The sequence below is a fragment of the Acinetobacter sp. LoGeW2-3 genome (assembly GCF_002688565.1).
Lineage (GTDB): Bacteria > Pseudomonadota > Gammaproteobacteria > Pseudomonadales > Moraxellaceae > Acinetobacter.
On the sequence record NZ_CP024011.1, the window covers coordinates 2,614,596 to 2,633,884 of the forward strand.

The window sequence follows — 19,289 nt, forward strand, 5'->3', positions numbered from 1 at the left end:
CATGTTTAATAAAGTTCTGATTGCCAACCGTGGTGCGATTGCCTGCCGCGTGATCCGTACCCTGAAAAAACTGGGGATTCAATCTGTAGCCGTTTATTCCGAAGCCGATCGTGATTCGCTACATGTCACTCTTGCGGATGAGGCGGTGTATATCGGTGAAGCACCAGCCAGCCAAAGCTACCTGAATGTTGAAAAAATTCTGGAAGTCGCGAAACAGGCCGGTGCTCAAGCAATTCATCCGGGTTATGGTTTCCTGTCTGAAAATGCTGAATTCTGCGACCTGTGTGAAGCACAAGGCATTGCTTTCATTGGGCCAAACTCGGCACAAATGCGTGCTTTCGGTTTAAAGCATACAGCGCGTGAGCTGGCAATTCAGGCCAATGTGCCCTTGCTTCCAGGCAGTCAATTACTGGCAGATGAAGCGGAAGCACTGACAGAAGCGGCGCGTATCGGTTACCCAGTCATGCTGAAAAGTACCGCCGGTGGTGGCGGTATTGGCATGCGTCTGGTCTGGAATGAAGCTGAGCTGAAAGATGCTTACGCGACCGTATCGTACCTGGCACAAGCCAACTTTAAAGATGCAGGTCTGTACCTGGAAAAATTTGTACAAAATGCCCGTCACATCGAAGTGCAGATTTTTGGTGATGGCCAAGGCAAGGTCATTGCTCTCGGTGAACGCGATTGTTCGGTACAACGCCGTAACCAGAAAGTGATCGAGGAAACCCCAGCACCACACATTACAGATGAACAACGTGCCTATATCCAGAATGTGGCGATTCAACTGATGGAGTCAGTGAACTACCGTTCTGCGGGTACGGTTGAATTTGTCATGGACACCGACACCCAGGAATTCTACTTCCTGGAAGTGAATACCCGTCTGCAAGTCGAACATGGCGTGACGGAGCAAGTCTTTGGTGTGGACCTGGTGGAATGGATGGTGACATTGGCCAGCGGTGATTGGACTGCACCAAGTGAAAAATTAGAATCGAAAGGTCATTCGATTCAGGTACGTCTCTATGCCGAAGATCCAATTAAGAACTTCCAGCCAAGTGCCGGTCTGCTGACCTATGTCGAGTTTGATGCCAATGCACGTAACGAAACCTGGGTGGAAACTGGTTCGAATGTATCGTCTTTCTATGATCCGATGATTGCCAAAATCATTGTCACAGCAGATGATCGTGACGCAGCCATTCAGGCGATGACGGATACATTGGCGAAAACTCAAGTGGCGGGTATCGAAACCAACCTGGAATATCTGCAAAATATTATCGACTGTGATGTCTTTAAAGCCGGTACGCAAACCACACGTTTCCTGAATACCTTTGAGTGGAAAACCCAAAAAATCGAAGTGCTGCAAGCGGGCATTCAAACTGCAGTACAAGATGTGACAGGTCGTCTCGGTTACTGGGACGTCGGTGTGCCACCATCAGGCGCGATTGATCCATTGTCTCTGAATGTGGCAAACCAATTATTGGGCAACCCATCAAATACCGCCGGGCTGGAATGTACCCTGCAAGGTCCGACACTGAAATTCCACTGTGATAGCCAGATTGTACTGGCCGGTGGTGACATGCCATCAACGCTTGATGGTGTGGCTGTGCCAATGTGGCAAACCGTCAATGTTCGTAAAGGTCAGATTTTAAAATGTGGCAAGATCGCGACCGGTTGCCGTACCTATATCGGTATTAAAGGCGGTCTGAATGTGCCTGAATATTTAGGTTCACAAGCGACCTTTACCCTCGGTCAGTTTGGCGGTCATGCCGGCCGTAATCTGCTGATTGGCGATATGCTTCCAATCAACGCATTTACATCTGATGCAGTCAAAGCGCTGACACCTGATCAAGTGCCGACATTCAGCCATGAATGGGAAATTGCGGTGATGTATGGCCCGCATGGTGCACCAGACTTCTTTACCAAAAATGACATCGATACCTTCTTTGCCAATACCTTTGAAATCCACTTTAACTCGAGCCGTACCGGTATCCGTTTGATTGGTCCAAAACCTGAATGGGCACGTGAAGATGGTGGTGAAGCCGGTCTGCATCCATCGAATATTCATGACAATGCCTATGCCATTGGTGCGATCGACTTTACTGGCGATATGCCAATTATCCTCGGTCCAGATGGCCCAAGTTTGGGTGGTTTTGTCTGTCCCGCGGTGGTAATCAATTCGGAGCTGTGGAAACTCGGTCAGCTCAAAGCCGGTGATAAAGTGAAATTTGTTCCAGTCAGCTATCATCAAGCCAAATTGCTGAATGAAAAATATCATGCGCAGCTTGAAGCACTGGATACCCAAGAAGTTTCATTCAATGAATCCTTCTATCCTGAACTAGCTACGTTGAAAAATGCCGTACTGGATACCTTAAAAGGTGAAAATGGTGCGCCAGATGTGGTGTATCGCCCAGCAGGTAACAATTACATGCTGGTGGAATATGGTGAGCTGGTGCTAGATCTGAACCTGCGGTTCCGTATTCATGCCTTGATGCAATGGGTTCAAAAACAGAATATTCCGGGCATTATCGACCTGACACCGGGCATCCGTTCGCTGCAAATCCATTTTGATTCAATCAAGCTGGATCAGCTCGACCTGTTGCGTCTGCTGCAAGTTGCTGAAACTGAATTACCTGATGTGACTGAAATGGAAGTGCCATCACGTACTGTGTATCTGCCACTGGCTTGGGAAGATTCGCAAACCCAGCTGGCAACTGAACGCTATATGCAAACTGTGCGTCCAGATGCACCGTGGTGTCCAGACAATATCGAGTTTATCCGCCGTATTAATGGCTTGAAGGATAAACATGCAGTCAAAGATGTGGTGTATAACGCCAGCTATCTGGTCATGGGCCTAGGCGATGTATATTTAGGTGCACCAGTGGCAACTCCGCTTGATCCGCGTCAACGTTTAGTCACCACGAAATATAATCCGGCACGTACCTGGACCCCTGAAAATGCTGTCGGTATCGGCGGGGCTTATATGTGCGTCTACGGTATGGAAGGTCCAGGTGGTTATCAGTTTGTGGGTCGTACTACGCAAATGTGGTCACGCTACCGTAAAAATGCGGACTTCGAGCAAGGCAAGCCATGGTTATTGCGCTTCTTTGACCAGATCAAGTTCTATGAAGTGTCTGAAGAAGAACTGATGCAAATGCGTGAGGACTTTAAGGCAGGTCGTCTGAAACTGCGTATTGAAGAAGGCGTGTTGAACCTGAAAGAGTACAACCAGTTCCTGACCGACAATGCCGACACCATTAGCGAGTTTAAGGCAACGCAACAAGCGAACTTTGAAGCGGAACGCCGTCGCTGGCATGAAGCTGGACTGGCAGAATATGTCTCTGAAAGTCTGGATGCTGTGGATGATGGTGAAACGGTTGCCATTCCGGAAGGTGGTTGTGCAGTGGAATCGCATATGCCGGGTTCGATTTGGAAAATTGAATGTCAGTCGGGCGATATTGTAGAAGAAGGTGCAACCTTGGCCGTGATTGAAGCGATGAAGATTGAGATTCCGATTATTGCTCCTGAGCGTATGCGTGTAGATACGATTACGATTGAAAAAGGGCAAACAGTGAAAACAGGGCAGGTGTTGTTTACCTTGGCACCAGTGGCTTGATGATTTAAGAAACAAAAAAAGACCGTCCATAAGGACGGTTTTTTTGCGCAAAAGGAAATTTATCATTATAGATTTCATAAAATAAGTTATGATAAATTTACAACATCATGATTAATAATAATTATTTTTTAGGGCCCCAGAATGTTAAAAAATATAGAAATTACTAATTTTGGCAGTTATAAAAATTTCAAAGGGCTGCCAGAAAAAAATTATTTTAAGAAAATGAATATATTGTATGGTGCAAATTACTCAGGTAAAACAACGCTTTCAAGGATCATTTCTATAATTAAAAATAAAAATCATCTCTCCAAATATAGTGCTCCAAAATTTAAATTGGAATTTGAAAATAAGATTGTATTAAATGAAGAAAATTTTAAAGAAAATGATAAGAATTTATTAATTTTTAATAAGGATTTTATTAATGAAAATTTATCTTTCTTGCTTTTTAATGATAATGAAGTTGGTAGCATAAAAAGCTTTGATGCTGTTGTTATTGGTGAGAATCTAATTGAAATTAATGGAAAAATTAAAGATCTGAACCAGTCTTTAGAAAAGATAAATACTGTTGAGGAGAGTGAAAGATCTATTCAAGAACGAATAAATAATGAAAAAAAGGAAATAGACAATAAAAAAATTGAGTTAGAAAAGGTAATAAATACGAGTCTTACTGATAAAGCTCGTGAACTGGAACGAATGGGTCTCAGAAAAACAGCACGTACGTATCGACGACCTGATTTAGAAGAAGATATCAAATTAATAATTCAGAAAAATTCATCTTTGATACAAACCTATAGTGAAGATGATATTACCTTAAAAATTAAAGACATGGCAGTAACAAGAAAGCCAGAAATTAAAATTGAAAATAAAGAACAAACAATTAGAAATACTTTCGCTAATTTTCTACGCAACGTAAGAGATCGGTTAGAAAGGGTCATCGAACAAACAGCTTATAAAGAAATAAATGCTTTTTTTAAAGATTGGATTAATGAGGGATATAAACTTCATCAACACCACAATAAAGAATTTTGTGAGTTTTGTGGGGGTAAGTTGCAAGAATCGCTATTACAAGAGTATGAAAGCTATATAAATAACAAAGATGAGATCTTTAGACAGGAAATTAAAAATCTTATAGATGAGAAAACAAAGATTACAAAAGCTCTACAACGTATAATAGATGATTTAGTAGATCCGGAAGTGTATTTTTATGATAGTTTTAAAAATGAATACTGTTTAAAAATCAGTATGATAAAGGAAAATATATATGAATTAAATAAAAACTTTAATTTAATAGAGGATCAACTAAAAGAAAAATTAGACAATATTTATGAAGCTATTTATTTTAACCTCGATAACATAGAAAGAAATATTGAAAATTTCATCAAAATTTATAATGAAATAGTTGAATTGTGTAATAAAAACGATAATTTCACAATAAACATTGATAGTGAACAATCTTTAATCAAGTTATTGGTTTTAGAGTTTTACATTATTAAATATCTAATTGATTTCGATTGCTTAACTAAGCAGAAAGAACTAAATAAACTTAAAGATTCTTTAGAAAGCTGTATGTGTATTGAACAAAAAATAGAGGATAGATTAAAGCAGATTGAGTTTTTAAAATTAAGAATTAATGAAGAAATTGAAAAATTAAATGCACAAATAAGTACACAAAAAGCAGCTAGTGACTTAGTTAATAAATTTCTCAATAGTTTTTTTGGTCATGAAAGCTTAAAACTAGAATCCTTAAAAGAGGAAGAAAATTTAGGTAAATTTAAAATCATTAGAGATGGAGAAGAGGCGTATAACCTTAGTGAAGGTGAATGTACATTAGTAGCTTTTTGCTATTTTATAGCGATTGTTTATAATTTAAAAAATATCAATGAATTATTTAAGTATATAATTTATATAGATGATCCTATATCTAGCTTAGACTCTAATAATATATTTTATATTTATAGTCTGATTGATACTATAATTTGTGCGGATAGTAATTATAAACAATTATTTATCTCCACTCATAATCTTGAGTTTTTTAAATATCTAAGAAAACTAAATAAACCATTTTTTCAAAACACAATTAAAAGTTGTGGTGATCCTTCGTGTAGTACAACTAAGAAAAGTAAAATTGAAGATGTTGGTTTTTATCATATAAGAAAAAACAATTTTATTAGTGAAATTACTGAATTACCAAACTATTTAAAAAAATATAATACTGAGTTTAATTATTTATTTTCTCAAATATGGAACTGTGCTCATAGTAATGATGATTTGAATCCTGATCAAATATATAACATTAGTAATAATATGCGTAAGTTTTTTGAAGTATATACTTATTTTAAGTATCCAACTGATTATAAAAAGTCTTTATTTAGAGAAAATTTTTTTGATGCTGAAAATAATATGAATCATTTTAAGTTAATAGATAGGATAGTTAATGAATACTCTCATGCTGAAGAACTTTTTGATCGTACAATGAAACCTATCTCGTCTCAGGAAATGATTCAGGCTGCTAAATTCGTCCTTGAACGTTTAAAGGCAGTTGATAAAATCCAATTCGAGGCATTAGTGCAAAGTATTGAAGACTTAAAAGAAGAGAGTTTAGCCTAATTTATCTCATTTAAAAATTAACTTAAGAAAATATCACCACATGAGGTGGTATTTTCTTTTAAATGTTTTTTGGTGGGATTAAAAACTTATGATCTCAGCATAAGTTTAAATTAAAAATGCAAAAATTATTAATAACTTATCGTGACTAACACTTAAAGCTTCACCAACTCCACTCGACGATTCTTTGCCTTACCATCTTCATTGGCATTATCTGCAACAGGCTGCGTATCCCCGAAACCTTTAGCGGTTAAACGGTTGCTTTCAATACCTGCTTTGGTCAGGGCAGTAACCACACTTTGCGCACGCTGTTCAGACAGCTTTAAATTATGTGCTACATCACCAGTATTGTCGGTATGACCATAAATACCCAGTTTTAAATCCGGGTTATCTTTTAATAAAGCAACAATCTGCTCAATTTGCGTTTGAGAGTCCGGTAAAATCTCAGCTTTATCGGTTGCAAAGTTAATCTGTACACTGACTTTATTGTCCTGATCCAGACTTTGTTTTAGTGCACTTGAAGTTAAGGCTTTGGCAGTCACATTTAAAGGTTTGGATTCAGCCACCATCAGCGAAATATAATTGCCAGATTGGGTCAGCTGGAACCATGCAGTCTTATCTTCCTGGCGAACTACATAAGTCTTGGTCGGGTAGTTAAAAATATCACCTAAGCCAGCATAATATTGCACCTGAAAATCCTTCGGAATTTTCTCGATAATGTCTTTTGGAATCTGGCTATTGGCAATTTCTACACCGCCCAAATCCTTGATCACACTTTCCAGATTACGCTGAATTTCTAAAAAATTACCTTCTTTATACTCCGGTTTCGAAGTAATGCCTGAGCTGAATAATTGTCCTTCGACCCATTCCAGTTGCTGTCCTGTCCAGAATGGAACGCGCTCAAAATTGCGCTGTTCAGTATTTTGATAGATATAACCATCTGGCAGGGAAATATAAGGAAAGTCACCGAGTGTTGCTGTGCTCAGAGGAATTTTACTGATGTCAAAAGCTTGTGCTGGTGCAGTTTCGGCAGTTTGTGTGGTTTCTTCCTGCTGAATTTCGGTTTTGGAGGTTTCTGCTTGCTCGGTTTTGCTACATGCCGCAAAAATAAAAGGTGTACAAAGAATGGCAGTACGAAGGAGAGTCGAAGTCTTCATTAAATTTCCTTATTGTTCGGGCATTTTTATGGAATTTATTGTATATAAATTAGCCTATAGTGCAAATTTTAATCAAAACCTGAATCTGAGTGGTTTTAGCATTCATAATTAAAGCTAGCGAAGAGTAATTGATGAAGATTCCATTATCGAAAACTGTACCATGAAACCCCTTTTGATATCGTTTTGGTGCAAGTTTGATCACTCTTGGCGCATAAATATTTTAGAAACATTTTGTAGTATTTATTATGCTTTAAATTGCTGTTTTAAATAGATTTTTCAATAATAAAAAACTCTTTATATTTGGCATATTTTCTGCTTTTATTTATATACCGAATTAAAAGAGGAGAGCATATTACTTGAAGAACCAGACGCAATTCTCGATCAATCCATCATGTCTAAAAATAATTACAGTACATGATTAATTTAACGACCTCTTGGTGAATTAATTCACTCATTTTGATTCCAAATAAGCCCCATAACCGTTGATGGGGCTTTTTTTGAGCTGGATTTCTGCCTTTTCTCCTCGTAATTAGCAAATTTCCCGACCTAAAACTGGCACGATTTCTGCATTTCCTTAAGTAATACGAAATTTACATTCAGTAATACCCAAGGAGATGCGCATGAATAATCAAAGCAAAAAAGCCAAGCTGCATCCATTTGCCCAATTTTTCATTGAACTGCTCAGCGTGCGCGCTGGGCTTTATGTCAAACAGGATTCACTGAAGGAAAGCAGACGTGTCTAAACCGAAATTGGCACGAATCAGTATCACCGTGCCGGAAACCACCTTACAGGCCATGGATCAGAAAATTGTCGAGCAGCACTATGAAAGCCGCTCGCAGGCTATCGTCGACATGATTAACCGCCACCTGATTGATGAACTGGTTTCTCGTGATGAAGTCATGGTCGGCACACTGACCTTAGTCTATGACGTCAGCCTGAAACCGTTACGTTCCCAGCTGGTCGATCTGCAACAGCAATATCTGGAACAGGTGATCAGCTCGCTGCATATCCAGCTGGATGATCAGAAAGTCCTGCAAGTGATGCTGATGCAGGGCGTGAGCAGTGATCTGAAAGAAATTAGTGAACAATTTATTGCATTAAAAGGGGTACTCAAAGGACACCTGGAACTGATGGATGCCGTGATGCCTCCCATTCCCCAAAATACCAATAAAGGAGTATTGTCATGAATACTTTATGGACAATTCAAGACTGGCAGAACGCCTACCAACAGCAGCAGATTCAGTTACAGGACCTGATCGATTATGTTGCATCATTTCAGAATGATGATCATGCCTGGATTTCAATTGCATCTGCAGAACAATTACAAGCACAAATTGATGCCTTAACAGGAAAATCACCAGCCGAATTGCCACTCTACGGCATTCCATTCGCAGTCAAAGACAATATTGATGTTGCCGGTTTTTATACTACTGCAGCCTGCAAGGAAGCCACTTATCTGGCAACCAGCGATGCGACGGTGGTGGCTAAATTAAAAGCAGCAGGGGCTATTGTCGTAGGTAAAACCAACTTGGACCAGTTTGCGACTGGCTTAGTTGGAGTGCGTTCACCCTACGGCGCAGTGAAAAACAGCTTTAATCCGGAATATATCAGTGGCGGTTCAAGCTCTGGTTCATCGGTGGCAGTGGCGAATGGTCAGGTGCCTTTTAGTTTAGGTACCGATACGGCGGGTTCAGGTCGTGTACCAGCTGGACATAACAATATTGTCGGCCTGAAACCCACCAAAGGCTGGTTCTCTACCACAGGTCTGGTGCCAGCGTGCCGCACTATTGATGTGATTTCAGTCTTTGCCTTGACTATTGATGATGCCTGGCAAGTTGCGCAGATTATGCAAGGCTATGACGCGACAGATGAATATTCACGCCAGCATCCAGCCAATGTGCCAACCCAATTTTCCAAAGGCAAAATCGCGATTCCGGCACAACTGGAATTCTATGGCGATGCTGAAACTGAAAAAGCCTTTGAATTGGCAATTACTCGTGTAAAACAGCTGGGTTATGCAGTTGAAGCCATTGATTTCAGCATTTTCAATCAGCTGGCTTCAGCACTGTATAACAAGGCTTGGGTAGCAGAACGGACCAACGCTGTTGAAAAACTGGTTTCTCGTGAGGTGACCCATCCGGTGATCAACCAGATCATCAGTCAGGCAGACAACTTTAATGCTGTCGATATGATGCAGGCGGAATATGAACGAGCGCAATTGGCTCGTCAGATCAATCTGGCGCTGGCAGACTTTGATGCCTTGATGGTGCCAACGGCTCCAACCATCTACAAGATTGCTGATGTGGAAGCGGATCCATTAGTCAAAAACAGCCACATGGGCGCTTATACCAACTTTGTGAATTTTGCGGATTTATCGGCTTTGGCACTGCCTAATGCAATTCGTGCTGATGGTTTGCCAAGTGGGGTGACCTTTATTGCACCCGCCTGGATGGATCAGGCACTGGCGAACTTTGGTCAGAGCTGGCAGCAGGCAACAGCTTTAACACTGGGCACTTCGCAAAAAACTTATGAACAAACAAGCCAGATTCAGTCACAGCATGCAGTAAAACTGGCAGTCGTCGGTGCGCATCTGACTGGTATGCCATTGAACTTCCAGCTCACCACACGTGGTGGCACTTTAGTGCAAAAAACCAAAACCGCAGCCAGCTACAAACTGTTTGCACTGAAAAATACCACACCACCAAAACCAGGTTTGCAGCATCACAGTAAAGGTCAAGAAATCGAAGTGGAAGTCTGGGAGATTCCGTTTGCCAACTTTGGCCAGATCGTGGCGGAAGTTCCAGCACCGCTGGGCATTGGCAATGTACAGCTGGCAGATGGCAGTTGGGTTAAAGGTTTTATCTGCGAAGGCTATGCGCTTGAAGATGCAACTGACATCAGTCATTTTGGTGGCTGGCGAGACTTTATTAAATCAAAACAACTTTCAAATACACGTTTTAAATGTAATTGCATAGGGGAAATCGCACAATGATCAAGAAAGTAACTTTAGCAGCATCTGTTTGCTGCGCAATTTTTATGAGCGGTTGTGACAATACGGCGAAAGTTCCAGAATCATCTGGTCAGGCCAAAGGCAGTGTAAATACTCAGCCGATTCGTATCGGCTATAGCGACTGGCCAGGTTGGGTAGCTTGGCAAGTGGCGATTGAAAAAGGCTGGTTAAAAGAAGCAGGCGTGAATGTCGATTTTAAATGGTTTGACTATTCAGCTTCATTGTCTGCCTTTGCCGCAAATCAGCTGGATGCAGTCATGGTAACCAATGGTGATAATCTGGTGACTGGCTCTGGTGGTACTAAAGGCGTGATGATTCTGGCGACGGATTATTCAGCTGGAAATGACGTGATCATTGCCAAGAATGGAATTAACTCGATTCAGGATCTACGCGGTAAAACTGTTGCCACTGAAAAAGGTCTGGTCGATCACTTGCTGCTATCGACTGCTCTGGATGATGCAAAGGTTAAACTGAATGAAGTGAAACTGGTTAACACCATGACCAATGAACTGCCACAGGTCTTTGCAACAGCGGATATTGATGCGATTGCAGTATGGCAGCCAGTCGCGAATCAGGCCTTATCTGCGGTTGCCGGGTCAAAAATTATTTTCAGCTCTAAAGATAAAGCTGGTCTGATTTATGACACTTTAACTGTGAATCCTGCGCATCTGGAAGCCAATAAAGAGCAATGGAAAAAGGTCATTCAAGTTTGGGATAAAACCGTTAAATATATCAATGACCCGGCAACACGTGCAGATGCTGTAGAAATCATGTCGAAACGTGTCGGTGTAGATGCCAAAGCCTATATGCAGTTTGTGGATGGTACACACTTGCTGGATCTGGAAGCCAACAAGAAAGTCTTTACCAAAGGAGATGGCTTCGATTCGATCTATGGTTCAAGCTATCACGTCAACAAGTTCAACGTCACCAACGGCATTTATAGCACTGAAATGAATGTCGATGGCGTAATTGTACCGACCCTGGTGCAAGAGCTGAAATAAGTCGAAATCCAGACAATAAAAAATCCCCGGTTTCGGGGATTTTTTATTATTAGATGAGTAGATATCTTTTATAAATCGAAAAATGATCGTTAATATTCATATTCAATGGATATTGAAAGTTCCTTCTCCCTCTGGGATGAGAAGCATAGCTTCGCAAGAGGATGAGGGTATTTATTAGAAAGAACCTCTCCCTAACCCTCTCCTATAAGGAGAGGGAATTTACTTCTTAGTAATTAAAAAATGACTGATGAAAAAACGCTAATATTAAAAAATCAAAGTTCAACACTTTTGGAAAAGATATTAATAAAAATAATCCCCACGATCATGAAAGACAGGCCAATCAGTGCTGGAATATCCAGTTGCTGCTTGAACACCAGCAGTCCCACTGTAGAAATCAGGATAATGCCTGCGCCAGACCAGATCGCATAAGCAATACCCATTGGAATGGTTTTCATGGCCATGGAAAGAAAGAAAATGGCAATCGCATAGCCAACAAATGTGGTAATTGACGGCCAGAGTACGCTAAAGCCATTAGATGCCTTTAGTGCAGAAGTCGCGATGACTTCTGCAAGAATAGCGACGAATAGATATAAAAAAGCCATATTCCTCCTTATAACACCCGTTCTGCATGATGGAGCAGGTGATTCTGTTCTATGCTCATCCACTGTGCTGCTTCTGCAGTCGTGGTGGTCGTGTGCTGAAACTCATATTCAGGTTGATAGATATCTACCTCAAAAATCAGATCAATTGCACGGCCCTCAACTTCTACATGCTGGACCAGATGGGTTGCATCCAGAATTTCAAAATTGTCCAGGTCAAAGGCTTGCCCAGTTGCACCGGTACGAGTGCTGTAGGTTTTACTGAAGCCCTGAGTACCAATAGAGACTTCAAAGCTTTGTAATAGATCAAATGAAGTGGCATTGGCTGACTTGATATCTAGTTCTGCAACCTGAGTTTGTACCTCTGGCAAGCGGGTCAGGGCATAAGCAATATGATCATCACAGATGATCAGACCACCATCCATTTCCAGCTTTGCACCTGATTGGACATCTACCGCAGATTCTAGGCGTAGGCCTAAGAACAGGCCTTTCTTTACTTGCTGGCGCCAGTCTTCGACATAGACATTGCTTGGTGAAAATTCCAGAATGCAGTTCCCGAGCGCATGCAGTTTTGCGGGTTCAGGCCACTGCACATGATTCTGGTAATTGGCGTAGTCTTCTACTTCCCAGGACAAGAGCTGTGTTGCATCATCCCATACCGTATTACCAATCCAGCCCTGACGTTCTGTCACCGGCGTATCATTCTGACTTTTCAGGCGTAGATCAATAGTAAAGCTGCGCGACTGGAACCAGTACACAATGGTGTTTTGATCGGTCAGGCCATTAAAGAAGCTGATGCTTTTCCTGCGAAATGCCCCATATAAAAAGCTCGGAACAACTTCAGGTTGAGCAGTGGTTGGGTTTAAGGTTTTTATGGCTTCTAACAGGTTCATGATGCCGCCTCTGCTTTTTCATTTAGACCAAAGGAAGACAGTGGAACCGCATTTTTTAGGACCAGTTCACCTGCAGCAATGCGTCGTTTTAGATACTGGAACGTCTGTGCAGTCTGGTTAAACAGGTGTTCACCACCAATCAAAGGGTTATATTTGGAATCATTGGTTTTTACCATCGGTTCTATCACGGTGTCATAGTTACAGGCACAGAACAGCGGGAAGGAATAACGTTCTTCAGAGACTTTTTTTACACGGTGTTTGGTCGCTAGGTATTTGCCATTGGACAGGATTTCCATCATGTCCCCTATGTTCATCACTAGCGTATTTTCAATCAATGGAATATCAATCCATTCACCGGCTTTGTTCAGCACCTGTAAACCTGGCGCGGTAGGCAGCAGCAAGGTAAAGCATTCATAGTCGGTATGTGCGCCGATGCCTTCGGCATCTTTGATATCCGGATTGTACGGATAATGAATCAGGCGCAATTGACTTGGCGCATCATTAATTTTATCGGCAAAGAAATCTTCTTTGACACCGAGAGCCAGGGCAAAAGCAGCAAAAATCTGTTCGCTAATGGTGCGCAAGTGACCGTAATATTGGCTGACAATGGCTTTAAAATTTGGATATGCAGGCCATAAGGTTGGGCCTAGCAATGGGCAGTCTGTTCTGGAACCCTGATAGTCATAATTCACATCATAGGCTTCTTTGAGGTCATAACTGTTGCCCGCGAACTGTTCTTCACCAATTGGCACATAACCGCTATGGTTACTGGATTGGCCAATATAGTGCTGCATTTTTGTGTCCAGATCCTGCTCGAAATAGGATTTGGCTAGTTCAACCAGTGACTTGGCATAATCAAAATTAAACTGATCCCCTTTAAGATAAAGGAATCCGACATCTTTACAGGCCTGGTCTAAAGCTGCCGCAACTTCAAGACGATCGGCCAGATGTGGACTTTGCATTTTAGAAATATCGACGAGTGGGAGTACGTATTGGTCTTGCATTGCAATCACCTTATTGTTGGTCGTCCAACACAGCGATTAAAACCTTTGGGTCGTCCCAAAGGCTCTTTTTTTAAATGGATTATTTGCTTGTACTGACTTTGGTTAAGCGTGGAATTTCTGGAAGATCGGCTAGTGCAGGATCCAACTCATCCTCCTGTGCATGTACCAGATGATTGACGTGCTCGCGAAGCTGTTTAAATTCCGGAGTCAGCATCAGATCTGGATGGCGTGGACGTGGTAAATCTACTTCAATAATTTCCTTGATTTCACCAGGATTGGCTTTCAGCGCCACAATCCGGTCTGCCAGCAAGATGGCTTCATCCATATCGTGGGTCACGAAAATGATGGTAATGTCGATGTTTTGCCATAAATCCATCAGGTGACGCTGCATTTTTTGGCGCGTATGTGGATCCAGTGCACCAAAAGGTTCATCCATCAGCAATACTTTGGGTTCATTGACCAAGGCGCGGGCAATCGCAACACGCTGTTTCATTCCGCCTGAGAGTTGATGCGGGTATTGATCCTGATATTTTTCCAGGCCAATAATGTTGATCCATTCACGTGCCTGCGCCTCAGCAGAAGCATTACTTTGACCTTTCATTTTCGGGCCAAACATGATGTTTTCTTTCACGGTCTTCCATGGAAACAAGGTATAGCCCTGAAACACCATGCCACGTTCCGGGCTGGGGCCAGTAATCGGCTTGCCATCCACCAGAATTTCACCGCTGGTATAAGAATCAAGCCCAGCAACAACGCGGCTAAAGGTCGATTTACCGCAACCCGATGGACCAATCACACAGATAAACTCACGTTTATGAATTTTCAGATCAATGCCATTTAAAATGGTGCGTTCAGTTTTGCCATGCTTAAAGGATTGAGTGAGCTGTTTGGCTTCCAAGATGACTGGACGGCTATAAATCTTGTCAAAATATTCGCGGGTATTAAATTCAGTGTTTTGCATCAGTTTGCTCCCGGTTTCCATTTAAATAAGCGTTGTCCCAATTTCATTAAAATCACGTCACAGAGCAGACCAATTACCCCAATGATCAAGATTGCTGCAAAAACATTGTCAAAATTCTGATAACGGGCCTGCTGGGTAATAAACCAAGTAATACCAGACGTGCTACCGATCAGTTCAGCCACGATCAGGTAAGTCCATGCCCAGCCGAGCAGTACGCGCAAGTTACGGTAAATTTCAGGAAGAGCTGCTGGAATGACCACATGAAACAGGCTTTTTAATTTATTGGTACCTAGGGTAAAACCGGCTTCAATCAGACTGCGATCGACTAGTCGTGTGGTATTGGCAATGATCAGGATTTGCTGGAACAGGGTTCCAATCACAATGATGGCTACTTTTGGTGCATCATTGATGCCTAAAATAGCGACCGCAAGCGCACCAAAGGCTGGAGCTGGCAGATAGCGGAAAAACTCAACAAATGGCTCGGTCAGTTGGGAAATTTTATTAGAGAAACCACATAAAATACCGAGTGGAATACCGATCAGGGAAGAAATAAAGAAGGCAGTAAATACCAGTTTGATACTGTGCCACAGGCTTTCATGAAACCATGGGGCATTGGCTTGAGCAGGTTCTGTGGTAAATGCAGTGACCAATGCGATCGCCACTTCATGCGGGGCAGGCAGATAGATCGGATTGACCAGAATACCTTGGGGCGGCGCCAGACCTTGATCCACTGCGGATTGCGCAGCAGAGAAAAAGATATCCTTATCAATACGACTACCGACCTGTAAATAGCTGACGCTGCCTGAATCGACAATCTGGACTTGTGGATGCCAGATAAATGGCAAATAACTGACTGCACACCAAATCAAGATCGGTATTAAAAAAGACCCCAAGCCAAACAGTATTTTATTTCTTTGACTGAGTTCACGTGCAACGTAACTCATAGTGTTGCCCCTCAATATTACAATTTTTATAAAACGTAATACTGATTAAGCAAAATGGATGCCATGATAAGCAGAAACATTCAAAATGATAAAATAACCTGATATTTCAAAAGAAAAATTTAAACTGATAGGCAGGACTAACAGCTTACTTAAGTTAACAGTTTGATTACATCTAGAAACATAAATAATCGTATTATAGTCTTTATTGATCAATTTATAGTCAGAAATATTTCATATCTTTACATCGGTTTATTTAATCTCTTATTTTCTTTAAGGTATTGTTCACTTCTTAACTCATTGAATTATAAAAGGGGAGCAATGCTAGAATTTAAAAATCAAATCGTACACGGCGCAATTTTCGATATGGATGGAACCATGTTTGATACTGAACGTTTGCGCTTTCAAACCTTGCAACAAGCTTCACGTGAGCTGATCGGCGTCGAATTTTCTGAAAACTATTTAATGCAGTGCTTGGGCTTAAGTGCTCGTAGTGCCGAGCAGCTGGCCAAAGAGCGTTATGGGCAAGACGTTCCTTATGCCGAGATCCGCCAGCGTGCTGATGTACTGGAACTAGAACATGTACGCAATTATGGTGTTCCAATTAAAAAAGGTTTATTACAAGTACTGGAACGCCTACGCAAGGCAGGCCTGAAAATGGCTGTGGCGACTTCGAGCCGACGTGCGATCGCAGAAGAATATCTGATCAATGCCAATGTCTATAAATTTTTTGATGTGCTGGTGTGTGGCGATGAGATTAAACAGGGGAAACCTCATCCAGAAATTTTTATCAGCGTAGCCGAAAAAATCAATTTAAGTCCGGCTCAATGCCTGATGTTTGAAGATTCTGAAAATGGCCTGCGATCTGCCTATGATGCAGGTGGCATGACGGTACTTTTTAAAGATATTAAAACGCCGAATGAATCAATGCTGGCACAAGCCCAGTATTATTATGAAACGATGGAAGATTTTCTGACAGATCTGAACCAGTTTGTTCCGGTGCTAGAAATGCCTGAACTTGAGACGACATTTCCGCAAACGCTGAATCAGTTAACGGTCGGGATTCACGGTTTCGGTGCGATTGGCGGTGGTTATCTGGCTCAGGTGTTATCACACTGGGATGGCTATACGCGTCCACGCAAAATTATTGCCTCGACCCGTAATCCACTCTATCAGTCTGCCGTAAATGCATTTGGTACCTATTGCATTCGTTATGGTCAGAACTCTTTTGACCAGCGTATTGAAAATATGGGTGTGATTGATGCGCATGATCTGGAGCAAATGCAGAACATGTATATTGAATCCAGTCTAGTCACAGTCTGTGTCCCTGAGGAAGCTCTGGTTTCTGAAGCAGAGGTGATTGCACAGGGTTTATATGCACGATACCTGGCTTATGAGCAACCGCTGACGCTGTTAATTATCCTGAATAAAATCGGAGCCAAACAGCTGGTGATGCAGCAGATTCTGAGCCGTCTGAAACAGATTACGGACGAACAGACAGCGCAACACATTATGGATCAGCATTATTTCTGTGACACAGTGGTGAACCGCATGGTATCCAAACTGTCTGACCAGAAACTGTACCGTCAGCTGCGCATCAAATACAATATGTTCAAACAGTATCAGCTGGATGAAGATCTGTCCGTAGTTGATCTGGATGATTCTACAGCCCTGAATGCAGAGCAGGAACATCAGGCCGGTTTGTATATTGAAGACTTGCGCCGTAATTTCCAGCCTAGTCATATTCTGCAGTCTATGGATCTGATTCTGTTTAATGCCGAAACGGATATGCCAATCTATGTGGAAAATAACAGTCCATTATTGGCTAAAATGCGCCAGATGATTCTGGTAGATGATATTGCTAATATCCAGCTGATTAAAAACCGCTTATGGAATGGTGTACATGCGATGATGGCGTGGTATGCCAGCCTGCGCGGTCATCAGACCATTGGCGTGGCCATGTCAGATCATGCAATCAGAAAATTCATGCAGCAGGCTTTAGCGCAGGTCAAACATGGTCTCTGCTACCAGATTCCTAAGCATGCTTCAGAACTGGAGCGTCTGGCGCAAAGTTTTACTGAATCCTGTGCCTATGCTTATCAGGACCCATGTGCCCGTGTAGGGCGTGAACCTTTAAGAAAGCTGGAACACAATGAACGGGTTATGGGTTCATTATCGACCTTGCTTAAATATAGTTTGCCATTTGATGTGGTTTTAAAAGGCGCAGTGTTGGGCTATATCTATGCTCTGGAACAGGGTGAATGCGAACAGCAGGAACTGTTGATGCATTTACAGATCCAGTTAAGACATATGGCATTAGAACCGCAGCTATATGAGACTTTGTATGATGAAATGTCACAATTCATCAATCAGATTATCGCTGGAAAATTGTCCTTGCAAAAATTCATGCAACTGGATTTGCAGCAAGCGTTCAGCTAAATCACATAGTAAATAAAAAAGACCCAGAACAATTCTGGGTTTTTTATTGCAATAATTTTAAATCACCACTGAATCTTGCTGATAAATACACTGCTGGGCAATTTGCTGTTGGTCTTCTTGAGAAAGTTCAACATCATCCCATTTCTGGATCTGATCCAGCAGCCAGATAAAATCTGCTAATTTCGGTTCAGCACTTTCACCATGCATATTACGGATAATCTTCTGGATTTTATGGAAGTCATACACATGTTGCTGCGCAGAACATTCAAACTGGATGATCTGGTATTCCACCAGCATCTGCCAGACGTCAGATAAATCTTCCATGTGTTGCAGATCGGCTTGGGCTTTTTGAATCGCGGTCACTAATGCCTTTAAAGTCTGCGGATGCTGTTCAGCCCATTCCTGAGTGACTGCTAATACTTTATCTGCTACTGCCGGAATGATATTTGGACTGGAAGCGACAATAAAACTATGACCTTCAATCTGCGCCTGAATATTCCAAGGTTCACCGACACAAAAACCATCAAAAATATGCTGGGCAATGCCTTTCACCATTGAAGGTGGTGGGGAAGTCAACATATGAAAGCTTTTAGCAAAATCCGGATCGGTGAGTGCTAACCATTCACGTAAGCAAAAATGGTGGATCGAGTATTTATACACATGTGCCAGATTGACCGGTTTATTTTCTTTTAGCAATTGTACCACTTGGTGTGAGCTAAATTTTTCATCACTATTCGGTGGTAAATCCAGTGCATAACACAACTCCTGACGCAGGCTGATAAAGGCCTGATTGATACTCAACACTAATGGCGTTTGCAGATTGGCTTTGAGTTGATCCTGACCTAAAGCTGCTGCAGGTAACATCGCAGACAGACAATGTGCGGCATCCAGAAAGCCATACGCCAGACGGTCTCGCAAGCTAGCCCAAGACGCTTCACGGATCAGGTTCACTTTCAGGCCTTGTTCCTGAAAATAGCACTGTTTTTCTGCCCAGAGAATTGCGACACAATCGAGCAAGGGAATAAAACCGATATTGATTTCATGCTGTTCCAGTTCAGACATTATCTTCTCC

The 19,289-nt window shown here is 41.8% G+C and carries 14 protein-coding genes; 7 read left to right on the forward strand and 7 right to left on the reverse strand.

The window, feature by feature from the left end:
* The first annotated feature begins 1 nt into the window (after nucleotide 1).
* Both uca and BS636_RS12700 read left to right on the forward strand, forming a co-directional pair.
* The gene (gene uca, locus BS636_RS12695) at nucleotides 2-3,607 is read left to right on the forward strand and encodes an urea carboxylase (RefSeq protein WP_099339100.1); all 3,606 of its coding nucleotides are present in this window, start codon (nucleotides 2-4) and stop codon (nucleotides 3,605-3,607) included.
* A 141-nt stretch (nucleotides 3,608-3,748) separates the two neighbouring features.
* Entirely contained in the window at nucleotides 3,749-6,214 is a 2,466-nt protein-coding gene (locus BS636_RS12700; protein ID WP_099339101.1) for an AAA family ATPase, read from the forward strand.
* Nucleotides 6,215-6,366: 152 nt separating this feature from the next.
* Here the strand turns inward: BS636_RS12700 and BS636_RS12705 are convergent, their stop codons facing one another.
* Nucleotides 6,367-7,368 carry an OmpA family protein gene (locus tag BS636_RS12705; protein ID WP_099339102.1) on the reverse strand — a complete coding sequence of 334 codons (1,002 nt, stop codon included), beginning with the start codon at nucleotides 7,366-7,368 and terminating at the stop codon, nucleotides 6,367-6,369.
* A 620-nt stretch (nucleotides 7,369-7,988) separates the two neighbouring features.
* On the opposite strand from BS636_RS12705, the gene BS636_RS16575 reads away from it, so the two are divergent.
* From BS636_RS16575 to BS636_RS12720, 4 genes are read left to right on the forward strand one after another with little or no spacing between them, the layout of a single operon-like run.
* Nucleotides 7,989-8,111 (forward strand): hypothetical protein, encoded by a 123-nt coding sequence (locus BS636_RS16575; RefSeq protein WP_257224637.1) that lies wholly within the window; start codon nucleotides 7,989-7,991, stop codon nucleotides 8,109-8,111.
* The gene (locus BS636_RS12710; RefSeq protein ID WP_099339103.1) at nucleotides 8,104-8,556 is read left to right on the forward strand and encodes a CopG family ribbon-helix-helix protein; all 453 of its coding nucleotides are present in this window, start codon (nucleotides 8,104-8,106) and stop codon (nucleotides 8,554-8,556) included. Before BS636_RS16575 ends, BS636_RS12710 begins: the two co-directional genes overlap by 8 nt.
* Nucleotides 8,553-10,361: an allophanate hydrolase gene (gene atzF, locus BS636_RS12715; RefSeq protein ID WP_099339104.1), complete on the forward strand. Its 1,809-nt coding sequence runs from the start codon at nucleotides 8,553-8,555 to the stop codon at nucleotides 10,359-10,361. The genes BS636_RS12710 and atzF overlap by 4 nt, the downstream gene beginning before the upstream one ends.
* Nucleotides 10,358-11,380, forward strand: coding sequence for an ABC transporter substrate-binding protein (locus tag BS636_RS12720; RefSeq protein WP_099339105.1), 1,023 nt, complete (start codon nucleotides 10,358-10,360; stop codon nucleotides 11,378-11,380). The genes atzF and BS636_RS12720 overlap by 4 nt, the downstream gene beginning before the upstream one ends.
* Nucleotides 11,381-11,652: 272 nt before the next feature.
* Here BS636_RS12720 and BS636_RS12725 read toward each other — a convergent pair whose 3' ends face one another.
* From BS636_RS12725 to BS636_RS12745, 5 genes are all read right to left on the reverse strand, one after another.
* On the reverse strand, nucleotides 11,653-11,982 hold the full coding sequence (locus BS636_RS12725) for a DMT family transporter (protein ID WP_099339106.1): 330 nt from the start codon (nucleotides 11,980-11,982) through the stop codon (nucleotides 11,653-11,655).
* Between the two features lie 8 nt (nucleotides 11,983-11,990).
* Complete coding sequence (locus tag BS636_RS12730) at nucleotides 11,991-12,872, reverse strand: hypothetical protein (RefSeq protein WP_099339107.1); 882 nt, start codon at nucleotides 12,870-12,872, stop codon at nucleotides 11,991-11,993.
* Nucleotides 12,869-13,876, reverse strand: coding sequence for an isopenicillin N synthase family dioxygenase (locus BS636_RS12735; RefSeq protein WP_099339108.1), 1,008 nt, complete (start codon nucleotides 13,874-13,876; stop codon nucleotides 12,869-12,871). The genes BS636_RS12730 and BS636_RS12735 overlap by 4 nt, the downstream gene beginning before the upstream one ends.
* A 79-nt stretch (nucleotides 13,877-13,955) precedes the next feature.
* On the reverse strand, nucleotides 13,956-14,837 hold the full coding sequence (locus BS636_RS12740) for an ABC transporter ATP-binding protein (RefSeq protein ID WP_099339109.1): 882 nt from the start codon (nucleotides 14,835-14,837) through the stop codon (nucleotides 13,956-13,958).
* Nucleotides 14,837-15,781, reverse strand: a complete 945-nt coding sequence (locus BS636_RS12745; protein WP_099339110.1) for an ABC transporter permease — start codon at nucleotides 15,779-15,781, stop codon at nucleotides 14,837-14,839. The genes BS636_RS12740 and BS636_RS12745 overlap by 1 nt, the downstream gene beginning before the upstream one ends.
* A gap of 318 nt (nucleotides 15,782-16,099) precedes the next feature.
* On the opposite strand from BS636_RS12745, the gene mtlD reads away from it, so the two are divergent.
* Nucleotides 16,100-18,217 (forward strand): bifunctional mannitol-1-phosphate dehydrogenase/phosphatase, encoded by a 2,118-nt coding sequence (gene mtlD, locus BS636_RS12750; protein WP_099339111.1) that lies wholly within the window; start codon nucleotides 16,100-16,102, stop codon nucleotides 18,215-18,217.
* A 57-nt stretch (nucleotides 18,218-18,274) separates the two neighbouring features.
* On the opposite strand, the gene BS636_RS12755 is transcribed toward mtlD, so the two are convergent.
* The gene (locus tag BS636_RS12755) at nucleotides 18,275-19,279 is read right to left on the reverse strand and encodes an ABC transporter substrate-binding protein (protein WP_034587152.1); all 1,005 of its coding nucleotides are present in this window, start codon (nucleotides 19,277-19,279) and stop codon (nucleotides 18,275-18,277) included.
* Nucleotides 19,280-19,289: the final 10 nt, after the last annotated feature.